This is a genomic window from Bradyrhizobium sp. CSA207 (assembly GCF_029051685.1).
Lineage (GTDB): Bacteria > Pseudomonadota > Alphaproteobacteria > Rhizobiales > Xanthobacteraceae > Bradyrhizobium.
This window is the reverse complement of sequence record NZ_JAACFT010000019.1, coordinates 105,188-123,594: the sequence shown is the minus strand read 5'-3', so window position 1 is coordinate 123,594 and position 18,407 is coordinate 105,188. Positions and strand designations below refer to the sequence as shown.

The following is an 18,407-nucleotide window of genomic DNA, read 5'->3' as shown; positions in this document are numbered from 1 at the left end:
CGGACCGCCTCGGTTCAGGCGTGCCGGGTCGTCATTGCTCTTCGCGAGTCCTTGAACGGCCTTTGCCGGCCTTAAGGCTTCGCAGTTCAAGCCGGTGGATCCGGCCCAGTTTCTCCCGGCGCGATGGTTCGGTACGCGCACCTTGCATCCGCCGGCATGTCCACACCCATCCGCCCCCAAGGGGATGTGCGCGACATGCGTTCAACGCCCCAACGACACGTCTTCTTCCAACGTGGCGTCTTCTAACAATGCCATCCGAGCCTGTTGCCGGCCCGTTCTGGCGCCCGAAAAGTCCGCTTCCGAGGGCAGACAAGCCCTCATCCCGCTGCCTCTGTCTGGCGTGGCGGAGTGCCGTTTTGCGGACCCTTTGGGGAGTGCCGGCGGGACGCAAACACACTCGCGCCGAACGGACCGAAAGCTAGGACTCTCCGTTGCGCCCGTCAAGAACTAGTGCGAGTTCCTGAATCAAATACTAAATATGGTGGACAGCGGGGGAAAACAGGGGGCAAGCCCGCGCCTGTTGTGGAGGCAAGTATCAGTGAGTCCTCAGGGATTCCCAACCGAAAAAAATTGCATCCGGTGATGCTGCACGTGCTTCATCCCGCTGTTCACAGGGCAGGTATATTTTTAGGCAACGGGGTTGCCTAAGCGGGACTCACGTAGGGCTACGGAAGGTGAGGGCAGGCATGCCCGCGGAGGTGGTGGTCGGGGGTGCGAATCCGCGCCAGGCTGACCCCGTTTTCTGCCGGGTACCCCACATGCTTGATTCGACTCGGCCGGTGCTGCGGCCGCGCATCGCGCCGGCCGGCCTGATGTTCCTCGCCATCACCTCGGTCGGCTGGGGCTTCAACTGGCCCGTGACCAAGTTTCTGCTGGCCGAGCTGCCGCCGCTGACGCTGCGCGGGGTGACCGGCGTGCTCGGGGCGGTGCTGCTGGCGGCGCTCGCCCTGATCCGCCGCGACAGCCTGAAGGTTGCGCCACAGATCTGGCCGCGGCTCCTGGTCGCGGGGCTGCTCAATGTCACCGGCTGGATGGTGCTGATGGGGCTGGCGCTGCTCTGGCTGCCGGCCAGCGAAGCGGCGCTGATCGCCTACACCATGCCGGTCTGGGCCTCATTGATCGCCTGGCCCGTGCTCGGCGAGCGGCCGACGGTTCTGCGCACCATCGCGCTGATGATGGCCTTCGCGGGCCTTGCCTCGATCATGGGCGGCAACGGTTTTGCCGCCAGCGAAGAGAAGCTGCCGGGCATCGTCATGGCGCTGGCGGGCGCAGCCGGCTTTGCGCTCGGCACGGTGCTCCTGAAGAAATATCCGATCCGCCTGCCGCCGATCACGGCCGCGGCCTGGCAGATCGGCATCGGCTGCCTGCCGGTCGCGGTTGTGGGTCTCCTGGTCGAGACCTCGCATCTGGAGCTGGTGACGCCGATCGGCTGGTGGCTGCTGGTCTATTCGACAGTGGTGCAGTTCTGCATCGCCTATGTCAGCTGGTTCGCCGCGCTGTCGCGCCTGCCGGCCTCCGTCGCCGCGATCGGCACCATGGCGGTGCCGGTGATCGGCGTGGTGGCCTCGGCGATCGCGCTCGGCGAGCCGCTCGGTCCGGGCCAGATCGCAGCGCTGATCTTCACGCTGGCGGGCGTGGTGCTGGCGACGCGCTAGATTCCTGTTTGACTAACCCGCCACGCCGCCGCCGTTCAGCGCCTTGCGGATCATCTCGGCGAGCTGGTTGCGGCGGTAGGGTTTGGTCAGCAGCATCACGCCGTCGTCGAGCTTGCCGTGATGGACGATGGCATTGTCGGTGTAGCCGGAGGTGTAGAGCACCCTCACGCCAGGCCGCCGCTTTGCCACCTCTTCGGCGAGCTCGCGCCCGCTCATGCCGCCGGGGATGACGACGTCGGTGAAGAGCAGATCGAAGGCCTGGCCGGCTTCGATCAATTGCAGCGCGGCGCGGCCGTCGGGCGCGGCAACCGTCTTGTAGCCGAGGCTCTGCAGCTGCGCGGTGACGAAGTTGCGCACGAGATTGTCGTCCTCGACAACGAAAATGGTCTCGGCACCGCCTTCGGCCGGCAGCACGGCGGAGATGGCCGCCTCGGGCGCGCCTTCGCCGGGCGGCAGATAGAGCTTGATCGTGGTGCCGTGGCCTTCCTCGCTGTAGATCTTGATGTGGCCGCCGGACTGCTTGACGAAGCCGTAGACCATGGAGAGGCCGAGGCCGCTCCCCTTGCCGACCTCCTTGGTGGTGAAGAACGGCTCGAACGCCTTTTCCTGGACATCGGGCGGCATGCCGGTGCCGGTGTCGCTGACCGCAAGCATCACGTAGGGACCGGGCCGCACCTCCGCATTGGCCTGCGCATAGGCCTCGTCGAGCACGACCCGGTGGGTCTCCAGCAGCAGCTTGCCGCCGTTCGGCATGGCGTCGCGGGCGTTGATGGCCATGTTGAGCACGGCGTTGGTGAGCCTGGACGGATCGATGTGCGAGGTCATCGGCTCCTGCTCAAGCACGGTCTCGACCTGGATCTGCTCGCCGAGGGTCGGGCGCAGCAGCTTTGCGATGTCCGCTATCGCTGCGTTGATCTCGACATTGCGCGGCTCGAGCGGCTGCCTGCGCGCGAACGCCAGCAGGTGCTGGATCAGCTCGGCGCAGCGCTCGGCGGCATCGTCGATCAGGCGCGCCGTACGCTGGAGCTCGGGCTGCTCGTTCAGGCTCTCCACCAGCGTCTCGGTGTTGCCGGAGATCACGGTCAGCATGTTGTTGAAGTCATGCGCGACGCCGCCGGTCAGCTTGCCGATGGCATCCAGCTTCTGCGACTGCTGCAATTGCCGCTCGGTCTCTCGCGAGATGGTGGCGTCGTGATAGACCAGCACCGCGCCGGAGATCGCGCCTTGCCCGTCCCGCATCGGCCGGCCGCTGATCATGAGATGACGGGTCTGATTGCCGCTGTGGGGGCGGACGATCATCTCCAAATTCTCGAACTGCTCGCCGCGCAGCACGCGCGCCGACGGCAGCTCTTCGGGCTTGAGCGGCGTCGTTCCGTCGCCATGGAAGACGTCGGACAGCGCACGCAAATTGCGAAGGTTCATTCCGGTCCGATGCAGCAGCATGCGCTCCGCCGCCGGATTGGACAGCAACACGTTGCCTTCGGTGTCGATGACCAGCACCGCCTCCGCCATGCTGTGAAACGTGCTCTGGAGCACGTTGACCGACAGCCGCAGCTCGTCATGCGCGGTGACGAGATGCTCGGTGCGTTCGGCCACCGCCGCCTCGAGCATCTCCTTGGCGGCCGTGGTCTCGGTCAGCGTGCTCTGGAGCGCCACTTTTGTGCGCTGGCTTTCGCGCATCAAGAGCGCGACCAGGAGCAGGATCAGCATGGCACCGGCGACGTCGATGCCGAGCAGCACGATGCCGGTGCGGCGCGAATCCGACGTGCGCACAGTGAGCTGCCTCTCTTCTTCCGCGCTCAGATGGTCGAGATTGGCCATCACCGCTTCCATCAGGCCGCGGCCCTCGGCCTTGGCCTGGAGGGCGGCAATGCCGGCGTGGTCGTTCTCGGCGCGCAGCCGCATCGCTTCGGCGGCAATCTCCATCCGGCGCTGTGCGAGGGGTTCGGTGCCCTCCATCAGCGCGACATGATCGGGCTTGTCGCGGACGGCCTGCTTGAGGTCGGCCAGTGCGGGTGCGATCCGGGCGCGGGTCGCCTGGAATTCATCGCTGAAGCCCAGGGTGCGGTAGATCTCGTAGCCGCGCGCGGCGCCCTCGGCGCGGCGGAGCAGGACGCGCACGTCGGAGATCTTCTTCAGGACCTCGATTGTGTGATTGACGGAGGCCGCGTCGGACCGCGACTTGACGTCGAGTCCGATCGAGGCTGCGGTGATGATCAGGAGGATGGCAAGTCCAGCACCGAGAATGACGCGCTGCGTTGGAATCAAGGGGCTTCTTTCTTGTCCATCGGCTGTGCGCGCCCGCCGGGTCCGGCGATGCATTCCCGGATCGTGGTCAGCAGCGCATCCGGCGTGAACGGTTTGCGCAGGCAACGCGTCGCGCCGAGCTCCAGCGCCATGCGCAGAAAGTCGGGCGAGGGCGAGGCCGCCGCCGCGAAGGCGTAGCCGGACATCGCGATCAGGGGAATCGCGGGAGCACGTTCGTGAAAGATGCGGATGGATTCGAAGCCGCGCATATGCGGCATGAAGATGTCGACCAGCATGACGTCAAATGTCTGCGCCTCGAGCGCAGCAAGCCCAGTCTCTCCGCCGTCGGCAAGCGTGACGTCGAAGCCCTGACGTTGGAGGAGGACCTCGATGGTCGCGCCGACCATCGGATCGTCATCTACCACGAGGATACGCGGCATGACATTTCCCAGTAGATCGAAGTCCCCATACTGTTGGTGATATAGGCGAATCGTGTGCCGGGTCAATTTTGGAGTGGACAGGATTAGGTATGCACGATGAAGTGCATAGCTGAGGCTAGAAAGTTCCAGTCCGCACCGTGAACAGGCGCGCAGTTCGAGCCGGCGAATGGGTTCCAGTCTATTCCAGGCAGCGGCGCAATTGGGTCTTGATCGTTGACGATGCCACGCCGGGCATTGCAGGCATCTGCGCGCCGGAAACACGAAGTCGTCCATCCGCAAACCTCCGGCCAAAACGCATGGACGGCGCCGATGATTTCGGCGCCGCCCCGATCGATGGCGGATCGTTTGCTTCAGGCCGTGTTACGGGCAGGGATGACGCAGGCCGTCATAACCGAGATAGGTGCCTGACGCCGGGTCATACGATTTGTAGCGCTGGGCGCAGTAGGCCGCGGAATCGCCGCCGGTATCGGGCACGACTGCCACTGTCGGCTCGTCATAATAGGTGTCGCCATAGTAGTAGGGATCGTCGTAATAGCCGCCGCCATAATAGGCGTACGAGCCGAGGCCGCCGATCGCCGCACCCGCCGCGAAGCCTGGCCAGAAGCCGCCGCCGCGATGATGATGACGCCAGCCGCCGCCCCAATTGCCGCCACCCTGCCAGTTGCCCGCGGTTGCGACGCTGCGGGTACCGCCGAAGGACGGCGAGATCGCGGGTCGAGTCACCTGGCCAGCTGCGAAGCTGCCGCCGCTCGGACGTACCGCTGTGCCGGCTGCGAAGCTGCCGCCGCTCGGACGTACCGCTGCGCCGGCCGCGAAATTGCCGCCGCCACCGTGGAACGCCGCGCCGCCACCGCCCATCCGTGCGCCACCGCCGAAGCCGCCGCCACCCATGCGCGCGCCGCCGCCCCCGAAATGAGCGCCGCCGCCACCGCCGCCGACATGGGCACCGGCGCCTCCGCCCAAGGCGGGACGATTCTGTGCGAAGCTCGGGGTCGCCAAGGGAAGAACCAGCGCCACCGCCGCGGCGGCACTCAAAACCTTCAGACTTTTCATGATGAAACTCCTTTCCCGGAAGCCAAACCCCATCACAGCGTGGTGGTTCCTGGATCACGCTCGTTTGCGTGGGTGCAGCCAACCTCTCATCCGGCCGCTGTACCCAGCATGAACGGACCGCGTCCGATTTGCGGCGCCGCCATGCCGGTATCCCGCGTTTCGGCGCTGGGGCACAGCCGCGCCCGCCGAACTGGACATTTCGGTGCCCGGATGGCATCAGGACCTCACGAAGCAGGGCCCTTGCCGCATGAAACAGTTCTTCCTCAAGTTATTCACCTGGTGGAATGGCCAGACCTTTGGCACCCAACTCTGGACCAGGCGGTACGGAGAGCTGGTGGGCGAGGACGAGCAGGGCAACCGCTATTATCGCACCCGCGGCGGGGCGATCGATCCGACGCTCGGCTTCGAGCGGCGCTGGGTGATCTACAACGGCTACGCTGAAGCGAGCCGCATTCCGCCGTCCTGGCACGGCTGGATGCATCACACCGTCGACGTGCCACCGACGCAGGACAACTACCAGCCGCGCGAGTGGGAGAAGCCGCACCAGCCGAATCTAACCGGCACGGCCAAGGCGTACCGTCCGTCCGGTTCGACCCTCGCCAGCGGCAAGCGGCCGAAGGCGACCGGCGACTACCAGCCCTGGACGCCCGGCTAGACTCGCGCACGTCCCGACGTTTTGATCGCTTGCGTTGGATGCATTCGCATCCGACGGATGCCGCTGTGGACAACGGGAACAGCGGGGACGCCGTCTGCGCGACCATTGCGCCCACGCGAGCGATGCGGCTCAATGATCCCATCTTACGGAGATAGGAGACCATCGCGTTCGGTTCGGGCAACAGTTCGCGACTGTCCCGAAATGCAGCGGCCGCCGACCAGGACTCGATCGGGAGATAGGCCCCCGGTCTGGAAGCTCCGAAATCGCCCGATGAAATGTGCAGCCGCCGTAAGACAGGAAAGGCCGCTCGGAAAACCGAGTGGCCTTTTTCTGTTGTGGCGCGCCGCGTCAATTCCGCCGTGTCCCGGACGCGGTGCAGCGTGTAACGCTGCGCCGCTGAGCCGGGACCCAGGGGCTGCAATCCGACGTGCCACAATCTGGGTCCCGGCTCAGCGCAGCAGCGCAAAGAGCGCTGCAGCGCGTCCGGGACACCGGAGCGGAAGCTACATCACCCGTTCTGCCGCGCGCTTGACCGCTTCGAGGCGGCGAGCCTGGTTTTGCGCGCCGCGCTCCCTGAGCAAGGCCAGCACCTCGGCCGGCGCCGTCTCAGGCGAGCCTGAATTGAACGGCGGTGCCGGATTGTATTCGAGCTGAAGCTGGATCGCTTCCGCTGTGGTGCGGTCGACCAGGATCGATACCAGCGTCAGTGCGAAATCGATTCCTGCGGTGACGCCGCCGCCGGTGATGCGGTTGCGGTCGATGCAGACGCGGGACTTGGTCGGCGTCGCGCCGAATTGGCCAAGCATCTCCATGGCGCTCCAATGGGTGGCGGCGCGGTAGCCCTTCAACAGGCCGGCGGCGCCCAGCGCCAGCGATCCCGTGCAGACCGAGGTGACGTATTTTGCGCCTTCGGCCTGCCTGCGCAGGAAATCCAGCACCTCCTCGTCATTGAGCAGATCGTTGGTGCCGCCGCCGCCGCCGGGCACGCAGATCACGTCCAGCTGCGGGCAGTCGGCGAACGTCGTGGTCGGGGTCAGCGTCAGCACGGAATCGCTCGGCACCGGCTCGATCCGCTTCCAGATCAGGTGCAGTTTTGCGCCGGGCACGGAAGAGAACACCTGCAACGGACCCGTGAAGTCGAGCTGGGTGACGCGCGGAAACACCAAAAGACCGATCTGGAGCGGTGACGACATCGAAAGATCCCTCAATTCTGACCTTGACGCCGTCAGGGTGGCATGATGCCATTCCGTCCAAAATGGCGTAATTCCCTCAATTTCGGACATGACCATGATCGGCATCCTGATCTTCCCGGACTTCCAGTTGCTCGATGCGGCCGGCCCCATCTCGGTGTTCGAGATCGCGGCGCGCTATCTCGGCAAAACGCCGGCGATCCGCGTGCTGGCGCTGAACGCGGGGCCGGTGCGCAGCTCGTCCGGCGTCGAGATGATGGCGCGCGATTTCAAGTCGGCCAATGCGATCACCACGCTGGTGGTTGCGGGCGGCGCGGGCGTGACGGAGGCGGCGAGCTGCGAAGTCACGCGCGCCTTCGTGCAGCGGCTTGCGCGCCGCGGCGTGCGGGTCGCCAGCGTCTGTTCGGGAGCCTATGTGTTGGCCGAGGCCGGCCTGCTCGACGGCCGCCGCGCCACCACGCATTGGGGCCGCACGCGCGATTTCGTCGCGCGCTATCCGAAGGTGAAGTTCGAGCCGGACCAGATTTTCACCCGCGACGGCAATGTGTGGACGTCCGCGGGCATCACGGCCGGAATCGACCTCGCGCTCGCGATGGTCACCGAGGACCATGGTGAGGAGATCGCGCAGCAGACCGCGCGCCAGCTCGTGCTCTATCATCGCCGCAGCGGCGGCCAGTCGCAGTTCTCGTCACTGCTGGAATTGAAGGCGCCGAACGGCCGGTTCGGCGCGCTGCTGTCATGGGCGCGGGAAAATCTCGATGCACCGCTGACCGTGGAAGATCTCGCCGATCGCGCCGGCATGAGCGCACGGCATTTTGCCCGCGCCTTTGCCGCGGAGACCGGCACGACGCCGTCCAAGGCGATCGAGCGGCTGCGGATCGAGGTCGCGCGCGAGCGCGTGCAGTCCTCGCGCGAGGCGATCGAGCTCGTAGCCGAGGCGACCGGTTTCCGCGACCCCGAGCGAATGCGCCGCGCTTTCATCCGCGCCTTCGGTCAGCCGCCGCAGGCGCTGCGGCGCGCGGCGCGGGCGGGCTAGAGCTTGCTCATGCAGCTACGATATGAGCACTTGCTCACCAGAAATTCGTCCGGCTACGATGCCGGCATGGCTAAGGCGGAGACCCTCGAGAGCAAGAGCTGCCGTGCCGATGGAGTGAGCGAATGAACCGACGCGACTTCGTACGGATACTCGGCACCGGAGTCGCGGCGGTGATCTTCGCGAATTCGACGCCGGCCGTGAGCGGAGAGAAAGTTCCTCGGATCGCGGTGATCAGCCTACACGCGCCGGCGCTCGCCGCCGAAGTCGATGGTATTCGGGAAGAGCTGAAGAAGCTCGGCTATGCGGAAGGCAAGACGATCGCGATCGAATCCTACTTCACAAACGGCGACAAGCAGCACACCCGCGACATTCTCAGGACACTGATCGACAAGCAAGTCGACATCATCGTTCCCTGGACAACGGCGACCGTGCAGCTCTCGATGGAGATGACGCAAAGCATTCCCCTCGTGATGATCGCCTCCGACCCGGTACAGGCAAAGCTGGTGCATAGCCTGTCCCGTCCCGGTGCCAATGTGACCGGCGTGTCGATGTCGGGACCAGATTTGGCTGGCAAGCGGCTCGAATTGTTGCGCGAATTGGTGCCGGGCGTCCGAAAGGTGGCCTTCCTGAGCTTTGCGCCTAGTCCTGGCGCGACCGCCTTCATCCGCGAGAGCAAGGCGGCAGCCGACAAGATCGGCATAGAACTGGTCCTCCGGTCGGTCAACCAGCCCGACGAACTCGACGATACGTTGTTCTCCGACCTGAAAACGGAAGGCGCGCAGGCGCTAGTGGTGCAGCCCTTCTTCAGTGGCCATGCGGAAAAGCTTGCACAGCTCGGCTTGAGCTTCGGCATCCCCGTCATCTCCGACTATCCCACCTTCCCCGTCGCGGGCGCGCTTGCAAGCCTCGGTGTGGATCTGAGCAAGCGCGTGCGGCGGACGGCATATTTCATTGACCGGATTCTGAAGGGCGCGAAGCCCGCCGACCTGCCGGTCGAGGAGCCGACCGAGTTCGAACTGGTGGTCAATGTCAGGGCGGCGAAAGCCCTCGGCATCATCGTCCCAACAACATTGCTTGCCCGCGCGGACAAAGTGATCGAATAGATCAACCCAGTCCGCCCTCTGGCCTCTAGCCGACTCGCAAAAGCCATTTGAACTCGTCCGATTCCAAGCACCGAGCGGACAAAGCGTGCTTTGCGTGACGGTCAACGCGAGGAGGTCGTTCCGCGCGGAGCCGCCGCGCCTCCGGTTTGCGCGCGCGCCGTCAGCCGCCGCGCGATCGGCGTGAGGATGTATGGCGCAAGGTGAATCGGAAACTGCGTGAGCGCGAAATACAGCCACGTCGTGGCCGGCAGCGCGCCCGCGGTCGCCGCCAGCATCAGCCCGAGATTGCGCTGTGACACCATCAGGCCGATCGCGAAAGCGCGCTCATAGCCGACGCGGCGGAAGAGCAACGTCGTAACAGTGAGCAGCGTGAAGTAGACCGCGAAGGCCAGCAGCGCGACGCCGATCGTAAACACGGGATCGGCGATGAGGTCGCTCGCGACATCGCCCATCACCGCGGATGCGAACACCATGAGGATGACGATGTTGAAGCCGTCGATCGGCCGCTTGTGGCGCAGAATCGCCTCCGCGCCGAACAGGCGGCGGATGATTGTTGCTGTAAGCAGCGATGCGGCGAGGACGCCGAGCAGCTTGAGGCCAAGTGCGAGCGGCGAGATGCTGAGCATGCCGTCGAGAAACAGGTTTGCGAACAGCGACGCGGTGAAGGGCACGAGCGCGGTCGAGGCGACCAGCGTGACCAGCACCAGCGTGGCATCGAGGCCCATCAGTGCGGCGAGCGCGGGCGCAGCCATCATCGGCGAGGCCATGCCTTGCAGCATCAGCGCGAGGAACAGGCCGGGCCAGCGGTCGGTGAGACCGGTCGCATGGGCGATCAGTCCGACCATCAGCGGCACGCCGATCGTGGTCCAGGCCGTTGCGCTCGCAACCAGCGCCGGCCGGCGCAGATGTCCGTAGAGCGCGACCAGATCGACGCGCATGAAGGAGATACAGAGCAGCAGGAAGATCGCTTCGGTGACGTAAGGGCGCAGCAGCGCGCCAAGCGGGGGCACCGCCACCGCGATGAACGCGATCGCCGCCACCGCGCGGGTGCCCTGGTCGCCGAGCCAGGTCAGCCAGCGCAGGGGAAAGGCGAAGAGGGTTGGAAGGATGGAAGCCATGTGGAGCGGCGACTCAGCCCAAATCCTGATAGTCGCGCGCTTCCGGTACGGTCAGGGTTTCGCAGGCGAGGAGGCCGGCGTCCTGGAAAACCTTGTAGACGGCGTCGGTGTCGGGATCGAGCGCAACCGGCATGGGGGCGACCTCGGGGCTTTCTAGTTCTGATTGGACGCGTTTTCGGAGGCGATGCCGGCCCCGACCCCGGGAGGGGCCCGTTGACTATCCCATCCGGCCGCCGGTCTGGCCAGCAGGCAGCAGGCGGGGCAGGGATGCCGCCCTTCCCCCGCCGTATTCGCCGTGTTAACCGGTGCCCTGCGAGCGGCGGTACCCCTGTAGAATGTCCAGCAAGCCCGATTCGCTGTTGAAGCCGCGCGAGATGTTTCGAACCATTACCTTGACAGGTCTTGCGGCGCTTCTGGCCGCCACCGCGATGACGGTTGCGACGCCGGCACAGGCGCAGATCGGCACGATCTTCTCCGATCCGCCGCCGTTGCGGCCGCCCGGCAACATTCCGCGTGGCCAGCCACAGCCGCCGCCGCAGATCCCCGACGACGACGAAGAGGTGCCGGAGCTGCCGCCGCAGGGCCGCGTGCTGCCGTCGCGCCCGATGGCGCCGCCGCCGGGACGGCAGGGCAACGTCATGCCGGGGCCGGTCGAGACGCAGCCGCTGGCGCCGCCGCCCGGCAGCACCGTCGCTCCGCCGAACCAGCCGCCCTCCGTGGCGGTCGCGCCGCCCAATCCGCAAGGAGCGCCGCAGCCGGGTGCCAATCCAGCCGCGCCGGGCCAGCGCCCGCCCCAGCAGAAGGGGGCCGTGCCGCAGACGCCGGCGAGCCTTCAGCCGGGCGACGAGGTCGTCACCGAGCCGCCGGCGCAGAAGATCGTGAACAAGAAGGCGACCTTCTCGGGGCTCGACAAGATCACCGGCCGCATCATCAATTTCGACGAGGATATCGGCGAGACCGTGCAGTTTGGCGCGCTTCGGGTCAAAACCAACGCCTGCTACACGCGGCCGGCGACGGAAGCCGCCAACACCGACGCCTTCGTCGAGGTCGACGAGATCACGTTGCAGGGCGAGGTGAAGCGGATCTTCTCGGGCTGGATGTACGCCGCAAGCCCCGGCCTGCACGGCGTCGAGCATCCGATCTACGACATCTGGCTGACCGATTGCAAAGAGCCGCAGCAGACCATCGCGACCGCAGCACCGGATCCCGCGAACAAGCCCGCGCCGCCGCCCCCGGCGCAGAAGAAAACCGCGCCCAAGCAGGCCGTGCAGCAGCGTCCGCCGCAGCCATTGCCTCCACCGCAGCAGCCGCAGGCGGCTCCGCCGCCTTCGCCGCCACCGCAGCAGCCTGGCCTGTTCAATTTCCCCGGGTTCGGCCGCTAGTGCATGATCCGGACCCGAAGGGCCGCGTTAGCGCAAAGTGTGAAGCGGTTTTCCCTCGCGACAAACGCGGAACGCGTTGCGCGGAGATCATGCTCAAACAAATGAGCCAGCTCATCGACTATTGCCGTGAGGCGATGATCTCGAGCGCGCGTGCGCCCGGGACCGGCTGGTCCGCCGGCAGCTTCAGGAAATCGCCGGGCTCGCCGGCGAGCGCCTTGTCGAGCAGGGCCGTATAGCGCCGCCGGGAAACTTCGGCCGCGCCAAAGCTCTTCAGATGCTCGGTGACGTATTGCGTGTCGAGCAGCTCGAATCCGCCATGGATAAGCCGCGCGACCAGATGCACCAGCGCGACCTTGGAGGCATCGCGCGCGGTGTGAAACATGCTCTCGCCGAAGAAGGCACGCCCGAGGCTCACGCCATAGAGGCCGCCGACGAGATCGTCGCCCTGCCAAGCCTCGACGCTGTGGCAATGGCCGAGCTCGTACAGGCCGCCATAGAGATCGCGGATGCGCTTGTTGATCCAAGTGTCCTCGCGTCCGGCCGCGGGCGCGGCGCAGCCGGCAATCGTCGCCTTGAAGGCGGTGTTGACGGTGACGCGAAAAAAATCCGAACGCACGGTGCGCGCGAGCCGCGAGGCCACGCGAAAGCCGTCGAGCGGGATGACGCCGCGCATTTCCGGCTCGACCCAGAACAGCGTCGGGTCGTCCGCGCTCTCGGCCATCGGAAAGATGCCGCAGGCATAGGCACGCAACAGCACGGCCGGCGTGATTTCAGACGAGGCGGAATCGCGCGAAGTCATGGCTTGCGACAATAGCAGGATCGCGCCGCACTTGCGATGGGGCAGGCGAACTCGCGCCGATCAGCTTGCCGGGGCGCTGTTCGTCCTGCCCGGGGACGGGGCCGCGCGGCGGAACTTGAGGATGATGCGGGTTCCGGCATGGGCGGGATCACGCTCGACCGAGGCATCGAGCTTGGTGGCCATGGCCGCGACGATGCGCTGACCCATGCCGGTGGAGTGCGGATCGGCCTTGGCGTTGTCGCCGACGCCGTCGTCGGCGATCGACAGCATGAGATCCTCGCCCTGCGAGGTCAGCTCGACATGGATCGGGCCGGCACCGTCGGGATAGGCGTATTTCACCGCGTTCATCACCAGCTCATTGACGATGATGCCGACGGCGACGGCGCGGTCCGGATCGATCTCGATCGGCTCTGCCTTCAGCGTCAGGCGCGACATCCGGTTGCCTTCGGCCGAGCGGCGCAGGTCCTCGAGCAGGGAGTCCAGATACTGGTTCAGGACCACGCTCTTGAGATCCTGCGAGGTGTAGAGGCGTCGGTGCACCTGGGCGACCGCGGCGACACGGCCCATCGCATTGGTCAGCGCCGCCTTGACCTCCTCCTGCGCGGCGGAGCTTGCCTGGAGGTGCAGCAGCGAGGCGATGATCTGGAGCGAATTACCGACGCGGTGGTTGACCTCGCGCAGCAGAAGTTCGCGCTCTGCGGCAAGGGCGGCGTAGCGATCGCGCGAGGCATGGATTTCCGCCTCGGCCGCCTCGCGCGCCTTCTGCAATTCGGCCTGACGCAGCGCGCCGTCGGCGGCGACCTGCAGGAGCGGGATGAAGTCGCCCTTGACATCCTTGACCAGGTAATCCGAGGCTCCCGCCTTCAGCGCGGTCACCGCGATGTTGGAATCCTGCGATGCGGTGACGAACACCACGGGAGGCGCGTTCGGGATCGCCATGATCTGTTCGAGCGTCTCGAGGCCGTCGAGACCGGGCATGTACTGGTCGAGTGCCACCACGTCGATGCAGTCTTCGATACTTGCTTGGGCATCGGCATGGCGGATGCGCTCCAGGCCTTCCTCGCCGCTCGCGGCATGAACGACCTTGTAGCCCCGGCGCGTCAGGCCGCGTTCGACCAGCCGCGCGAGCGCAGCGTCGTCGTCGATATAGAGCAGTGTTGGTGTTCGCTGGTTCATGAGGCGGCGGGTGGGACCTGGATGACCGAGAAGAACAAGCCAAGCTGCCGGATGGCATTGGCGAAATTCTCGTAATTGACGGGCTTGGTGATGTACACGTTGCAGCCGAGTTCGTAGCAGCGCTTGATTTCCTGGGAGTCATCGGTGGTGGTCAGTACCACCACGGGCGAGGCCTTGAGATGATTGTTTTCCTTGATCCGCTTCAGAATGTCGATTCCGCTCATGTCGGGAAGGTTGAGGTCGAGCAGGATCAGGAGCGCACGGCCTTTGTGCACCAGGCCGCTTCCATCGGCGCCGAACAGATGCCTCATGGCGTCGGTCCCGTTCGCAAACGGGACGATCTCGTTGTTGACGCCGGAACGGCGGATGTTCCGCTCGATCAGGCGAGCATGTCCTTCGTCGTCCTCGATCATGATGATGGTGACGGGCTGGGTCATCGATGTTCTTCGTTCCGGTTGCTGGCGTTCCATTTGATTGGCAGCGTGATGGTGAATGTACTGCCGACATTGAGTTCCGACGATACCGACATTGTTCCCCCCAGTCGGCGCACCAGGGCGCGCACATGGGCAAGGCCGATGCCCTGGCCCGGCTTGTCCTGGGTTCCCGCGCGCCGGAACAGGTCGAAGATGCGCTGATGATCCTTCGGATCGATGCCGCGTCCATTGTCGGTAACTTCGAAGATCGCATAGCCGAATTTGGTCCGGCCGCGGACCGTGATCGCGCCGGGAACTCCGGTTTTGAGGTACTTGATGGCGTTGTCGATCAAATTGGAGAAGATCTGCTCCAGAGCAAGGCGGTCGCTGACAATATCAGGCACTTCGCCGACGTGAATCTCGGCCCGCGCCTCGGCCGCCTGGTGTGCGACCGTGGCGGCGATGGCTTCGATCAGCTCGCGCGTGTCGATGCGGACCGGCTCGAACTCGCGCCGTCCCTCGCGCGTCAGATCGAGGATGGCCGAGATCAGGCGATCCATCTTGCCGATCGATGATTTGATGAAGCCGAGTGCCTCGGAAAAATCCTCCGCGAGCTGCTTGTCGGCGCCGTCGAGCGCGACGTCGGCGCCCTCGACCTGAGGGCCGTCGGCCGGCGCACGCGCAAGGCTGCCGATGCGGCGGAAGATGTCGCGGCCCAGTTCCTCGAGCTCGCTCGTAAAGCCCATGATGTTGACCAGCGGCGAGCGCAGATCGTGGCTCACGATATAGGCGAAGCGCTGGATCTCGTTGTTGGCTTCGCGAAGATCAGCCGTGCGTTCGTCGACCGTGGCCTCGAGATTGGTATTGGCGTCGCGCAGGCGCGCCTCGGCGTCGTCACGGACGCCTGCAGAGCGGCGCACCAGCCAGGTCGAGAGCAGGGCGAGCACGACCACCAGGCCGGAGCCGATGCCGGTGAGCGAGGCCGCGAGCGTCTGACTGCGATCGGCATTTGCGGAGCGCAACGAGAACAGCCGCTCTTCCTCCGCAGTCATTGACGCTGCCACCTCGCGGATGGTGTCGGTCGAATTGGATGCGGCCGCCTGGCGGAGCAGCGCGGCGGCACTGTCCGGTTCGCCCCGCTTGACAAGGTCCATTTCGCGCGAAAATTGCTCGAGCCGGGCTTGGACCGCTTCGTGGAGCTTGGCTATGCTTGCACGTTGTGCCGGATTGTCGCCGATCTGGCGGGTGAGCTTGTCGAGCGCCTGCGGGATGGTCGCCAGCGCCGCGTCATGATCGCTGAGGAATTCGGGGCCGAGGGTCAGAAGGTAGCCGCGCGCGCTGCTCTCGGCGCGGCGAACCTCCAGAAGCAGGGCATTGACCTGGTTTTCCACCTCGATGGTGTGGATCACCCACTTGCTGTCGTCCCGCGCCTTGTTGACGAGGTAGACGGACCCCGCACTGATCCAGGTCAGCACCAGGAGGCCCGCCGTGAACAGCAGGATCTGCCAAAACGCGCGCCGTCGTTGCGCATCAGCTGTCACGACGGTCTCGCCTTGTTATGATCAGTGAATGCAAAAGGCCCCCCTGGAACTGCCCAACCGTCCAGAACGCGATCGGGGCCAGAGGGTTCCTTGAGGAGACGGGAAATTATTTCGCGGCGAGTTCCGTCTGGCCGGCCAGATACTGTTCGAGCCAGTGGATGTGGTAGTCGCCGTCGATGATCGCGGGCTCGCGCACCAGCGCACGGAACAGCGGCAGCGTGGTCTCGATGCCCTCGACCACCATCTCGTCGAGCGCGCGGCGGAGCCGCATCAGGCATTCGCCGCGGGTCTTGCCGTGGACGATCAGCTTCCCCACCAGTGAATCGTAATAGGGCGGGATCGTGTAGCCCTGATAGACCGCGGAATCGATCCGGACGCCGAGCCCGCCGGGCGGGTGATATTGCGAGATCCGGCCGGGCGAGGGACGGAAAGTCTGCGGGTTCTCGGCGTTGATGCGGCACTCGATGGCGTGGCCGATGATCTGAACCTCGCTCTGCTTGGCGGGCAGTTCACCGCCGGCGGCGATGCGGATCTGCTCCAGCACGAGGTCGATGTCGGTAATGCTCTCGGTGACGGGATGCTCGACCTGGATGCGCGTGTTCATCTCGATGAAGTAGAACTCGCCGTCCTCGAACAGGAACTCGATGGTGCCGACGCCGAGATATTTCATCTCGCGCATCGCCTTCGCACAGGTCTCGCCGATCTTGGCGCGCGCGGCGGCGGCCAGCACCGGCGAGGGGCCTTCCTCCCAGACCTTCTGGTGACGGCGCTGCAACGAGCAATCGCGTTCGCCGAGATGGATCGCGCCGCCGCGGCCGTCGCCGAGAATCTGGATCTCGATGTGGCGCGGCTTCTGGAGATATTTTTCCAGGTAGACCGAGGCGTCGCCGAAGGCGGATTTGGCCTCGTTGGCAGCGGTCTGCAGCGCCACCGCCAGGTCAGCCTCGCTTTGCGCGACCTTCATGCCGCGGCCGCCGCCGCCTGCTGCCGCCTTCACCAGCACGGGAAAGCCGATCTCCTTCGCGATCGCCATCGCGTCGTCTTCGGGGCCGACGCCGCCGTCGGAACCAGGCACGACCGGGATGCCGAGCCGCTTGGCGGTTTTCTTGGCCTCGATCTTGTCGCCCATCAGGCGGATATGCTCGGCCTTCGGGCCGATGAAATGCAGATTGTGCTCGGAGAGGATTTCCGCGAAACGCGCGTTCTCGGACAGGAAGCCGTAGCCGGGATGTACCGCGTCCGCGCCGGTGATCTCGCAGGCGGCAAGCAGCGCGGGCACGTTGAGATAACTGTCCTTCGACGGCGGCGGCCCGATGCACACGCTCTCGTCCGACAGGCGCACATGCATGGCGTCAGCGTCGGCGGTGGAGTGCACGGCGACGGTCGCGATGCCGAGCTCCTTGCAGGCCCGCAGGATGCGAAGGGCGATCTCGCCGCGATTGGCTATGAGGATCTTGTCGAACATGGTGCCTCAGCGGGCGAATAGGGAGTGGCGAATGACGAGTGGCGAAGAGCGAGCAGGGAACGGTGAGACCATTCGCTATTCGCTACTCGCCATTCGCGTTACTCAATGATCACCAGCGGCTCGCCGAACTCGACCGGCTGGCCGTCCTCGACCAGGATCTGCGTCACCGTGCCGGCGCGCGACGAGGGTATCTGGTTCATGGTCTTCATAGCTTCGATGATGAGCAGCGTCTGCCCAACCGCCACCTTGCTGCCGACCTCGATGAACGGTTTTGCACCCGGCTCCGGCGCCCAATAAGCGGTGCCGACCATTGGCGAGGTCACGGCGCCCGGATGCTTCGACAGGTCGGCGGCCGCGGCCGCAGGGGCGGCGGCGACCGGCGCGGCCGCGGCGTGGGCCATCGGAACGGGCATGGTTGCGGCAACGCTGATGTTGCGCGCAACGCGCAGGCGCAAGCCCGCACGTTCGATCTCGATCTCGGTGAGGCTCGTCTCATCGAGCAGCAACGCAAGCTCGCGGACGAGCGCGGAATCCTCGCTGGAAAACTTTGCGGCTGCTTTGTCGTCTGGCTGGCGCGCCATGTTGCTTGATCCGAATGTTCTGTTGAAAGGGGGCGTCAGGCTTTGGACTTGATGCCGAGCTTGGCGGCAAGACCTTGGATCGCGAGGCGGTAGCCCTCGATGCCGAAACCGCAGAGCGAGGCAAAGGCCGCGCGCGCGGTGTAGGAGTGGTGGCGAAAACTCTCGCGGGCGTGGATGTTGGTCACATGCACCTCGACCGTCGGAATCTGCACCGCGAGCAGCGCGTCGTGCAGCGCGATCGAGGTGTGCGAATAACCGCCGGCGTTGATGATGATGCCCTTCATCTTGCGGGCATGCGCCTCGTGGATGAAGTCGATCAGCTCGCCCTCGCGGTTGGACTGCCGGCAGTCAGCCTCGAGGCCGAACTGCGCCGCGGTGTCCCGGCACAGCTTTTCGACGTCGGCCAGCGTGGCATGGCCATACGTCTCGGGCTCGCGCGTCCCCAGCATGTTGAGGTTCGGCCCGTTGAGAACGAGGATGGTGTCGGTCGCTGGTTCAGCCATTCCAATCCCGGAAGAGGTGCTTCGGCGTGGCGGGGTTATAGGTAACAAAG

At 65.5% G+C, this 18,407-nt stretch carries 17 protein-coding genes and 1 pseudogene; 5 read left to right on the top strand and 13 right to left on the bottom strand.

Going from position 1 to position 18,407, the window contains the following annotated elements:
• The first annotated feature begins 758 nt into the window (after positions 1–758).
• Positions 759–1,655: a DMT family transporter gene (locus GWG65_RS22210; RefSeq protein WP_275197706.1), complete on the top strand. Its 897-nt coding sequence runs from the start codon at positions 759–761 to the stop codon at positions 1,653–1,655.
• A gap of 12 nt (positions 1,656–1,667) precedes the next feature.
• Here GWG65_RS22210 and GWG65_RS22205 read toward each other — a convergent pair whose 3' ends face one another.
• The 3 genes from GWG65_RS22205 to GWG65_RS22195 all read right to left on the bottom strand — a co-directional run bounded on the left by GWG65_RS22205 (position 1,668) and on the right by GWG65_RS22195 (position 5,395).
• Positions 1,668–3,923, bottom strand: coding sequence for a CHASE3 domain-containing protein (locus tag GWG65_RS22205; protein WP_275197705.1), 2,256 nt, complete (start codon positions 3,921–3,923; stop codon positions 1,668–1,670).
• Positions 3,920–4,342 (bottom strand): response regulator, encoded by a 423-nt coding sequence (locus tag GWG65_RS22200; RefSeq protein WP_148744021.1) that lies wholly within the window; start codon positions 4,340–4,342, stop codon positions 3,920–3,922. The genes GWG65_RS22205 and GWG65_RS22200 overlap by 4 nt, the downstream gene beginning before the upstream one ends.
• 360 nt (positions 4,343–4,702) lie before the next feature.
• Entirely contained in the window at positions 4,703–5,395 is a 693-nt protein-coding gene (locus GWG65_RS22195) for a BA14K family protein (RefSeq protein WP_275197704.1), read from the bottom strand.
• Positions 5,396–5,642: 247 nt separating this feature from the next.
• Here GWG65_RS22195 and GWG65_RS22190 point away from each other — a divergent pair, with 247 nt between their 5' ends.
• Positions 5,643–6,050 carry an NADH:ubiquinone oxidoreductase subunit NDUFA12 gene (locus GWG65_RS22190; protein WP_275197703.1) on the top strand — a complete coding sequence of 136 codons (408 nt, stop codon included), beginning with the start codon at positions 5,643–5,645 and terminating at the stop codon, positions 6,048–6,050.
• Between the two features lie 503 nt (positions 6,051–6,553).
• On the opposite strand, the gene GWG65_RS22185 is transcribed toward GWG65_RS22190, so the two are convergent.
• Complete coding sequence (locus GWG65_RS22185; RefSeq protein ID WP_275197702.1) at positions 6,554–7,243, bottom strand: DJ-1/PfpI family protein; 690 nt, start codon at positions 7,241–7,243, stop codon at positions 6,554–6,556.
• 94 nt (positions 7,244–7,337) lie between these two features.
• On the opposite strand from GWG65_RS22185, the gene GWG65_RS22180 reads away from it, so the two are divergent.
• Complete coding sequence (locus GWG65_RS22180) at positions 7,338–8,276, top strand: GlxA family transcriptional regulator (RefSeq protein WP_275197755.1); 939 nt, start codon at positions 7,338–7,340, stop codon at positions 8,274–8,276.
• Positions 8,277–8,398: 122 nt separating this feature from the next.
• The gene (locus GWG65_RS22175) at positions 8,399–9,379 is read left to right on the top strand and encodes an ABC transporter substrate-binding protein (RefSeq protein ID WP_275197701.1); all 981 of its coding nucleotides are present in this window, start codon (positions 8,399–8,401) and stop codon (positions 9,377–9,379) included.
• 101 nt (positions 9,380–9,480) lie between these two features.
• On the opposite strand, the gene GWG65_RS22170 is transcribed toward GWG65_RS22175, so the two are convergent.
• Positions 9,481–10,497 carry a Na+-dependent transporter gene (locus GWG65_RS22170; RefSeq protein ID WP_275197700.1) on the bottom strand — a complete coding sequence of 339 codons (1,017 nt, stop codon included), beginning with the start codon at positions 10,495–10,497 and terminating at the stop codon, positions 9,481–9,483.
• Between the two features lie 28 nt (positions 10,498–10,525).
• Positions 10,526–10,630: pseudogene (locus GWG65_RS22165) on the bottom strand (alpha/beta hydrolase); the annotation flags it as partial.
• Between the two features lie 202 nt (positions 10,631–10,832).
• Between GWG65_RS22165 and GWG65_RS22160 the strand changes: the two are divergent.
• Complete coding sequence (locus GWG65_RS22160) at positions 10,833–11,879, top strand: DUF2155 domain-containing protein (RefSeq protein WP_275197699.1); 1,047 nt, start codon at positions 10,833–10,835, stop codon at positions 11,877–11,879.
• Positions 11,880–11,997: 118 nt separating this feature from the next.
• On the opposite strand, the gene aat is transcribed toward GWG65_RS22160, so the two are convergent.
• From aat to aroQ, 7 genes are all read right to left on the bottom strand, one after another.
• Positions 11,998–12,678 carry a leucyl/phenylalanyl-tRNA--protein transferase gene (aat, locus tag GWG65_RS22155; RefSeq protein WP_275197698.1) on the bottom strand — a complete coding sequence of 227 codons (681 nt, stop codon included), beginning with the start codon at positions 12,676–12,678 and terminating at the stop codon, positions 11,998–12,000.
• A gap of 60 nt (positions 12,679–12,738) precedes the next feature.
• On the bottom strand, positions 12,739–13,854 hold the full coding sequence (locus tag GWG65_RS22150) for a histidine kinase dimerization/phosphoacceptor domain -containing protein (RefSeq protein ID WP_275197697.1): 1,116 nt from the start codon (positions 13,852–13,854) through the stop codon (positions 12,739–12,741).
• On the bottom strand, positions 13,851–14,291 hold the full coding sequence (locus GWG65_RS22145) for a response regulator (RefSeq protein WP_275197696.1): 441 nt from the start codon (positions 14,289–14,291) through the stop codon (positions 13,851–13,853). Before GWG65_RS22145 ends, GWG65_RS22150 begins: the two co-directional genes overlap by 4 nt.
• Positions 14,288–15,808 carry a CHASE3 domain-containing protein gene (locus GWG65_RS22140; RefSeq protein ID WP_275197695.1) on the bottom strand — a complete coding sequence of 507 codons (1,521 nt, stop codon included), beginning with the start codon at positions 15,806–15,808 and terminating at the stop codon, positions 14,288–14,290. The genes GWG65_RS22145 and GWG65_RS22140 overlap by 4 nt, the downstream gene beginning before the upstream one ends.
• 106 nt (positions 15,809–15,914) lie before the next feature.
• Complete coding sequence (gene accC, locus GWG65_RS22135) at positions 15,915–17,273, bottom strand: acetyl-CoA carboxylase biotin carboxylase subunit (RefSeq protein ID WP_275197694.1); 1,359 nt, start codon at positions 17,271–17,273, stop codon at positions 15,915–15,917.
• A gap of 98 nt (positions 17,274–17,371) precedes the next feature.
• Positions 17,372–17,854, bottom strand: coding sequence for an acetyl-CoA carboxylase biotin carboxyl carrier protein (gene accB, locus GWG65_RS22130; protein WP_275197693.1), 483 nt, complete (start codon positions 17,852–17,854; stop codon positions 17,372–17,374).
• A 35-nt stretch (positions 17,855–17,889) separates the two neighbouring features.
• The gene (aroQ, locus tag GWG65_RS22125) at positions 17,890–18,357 is read right to left on the bottom strand and encodes a type II 3-dehydroquinate dehydratase (RefSeq protein ID WP_275197692.1); all 468 of its coding nucleotides are present in this window, start codon (positions 18,355–18,357) and stop codon (positions 17,890–17,892) included.
• Positions 18,358–18,407: the final 50 nt, after the last annotated feature.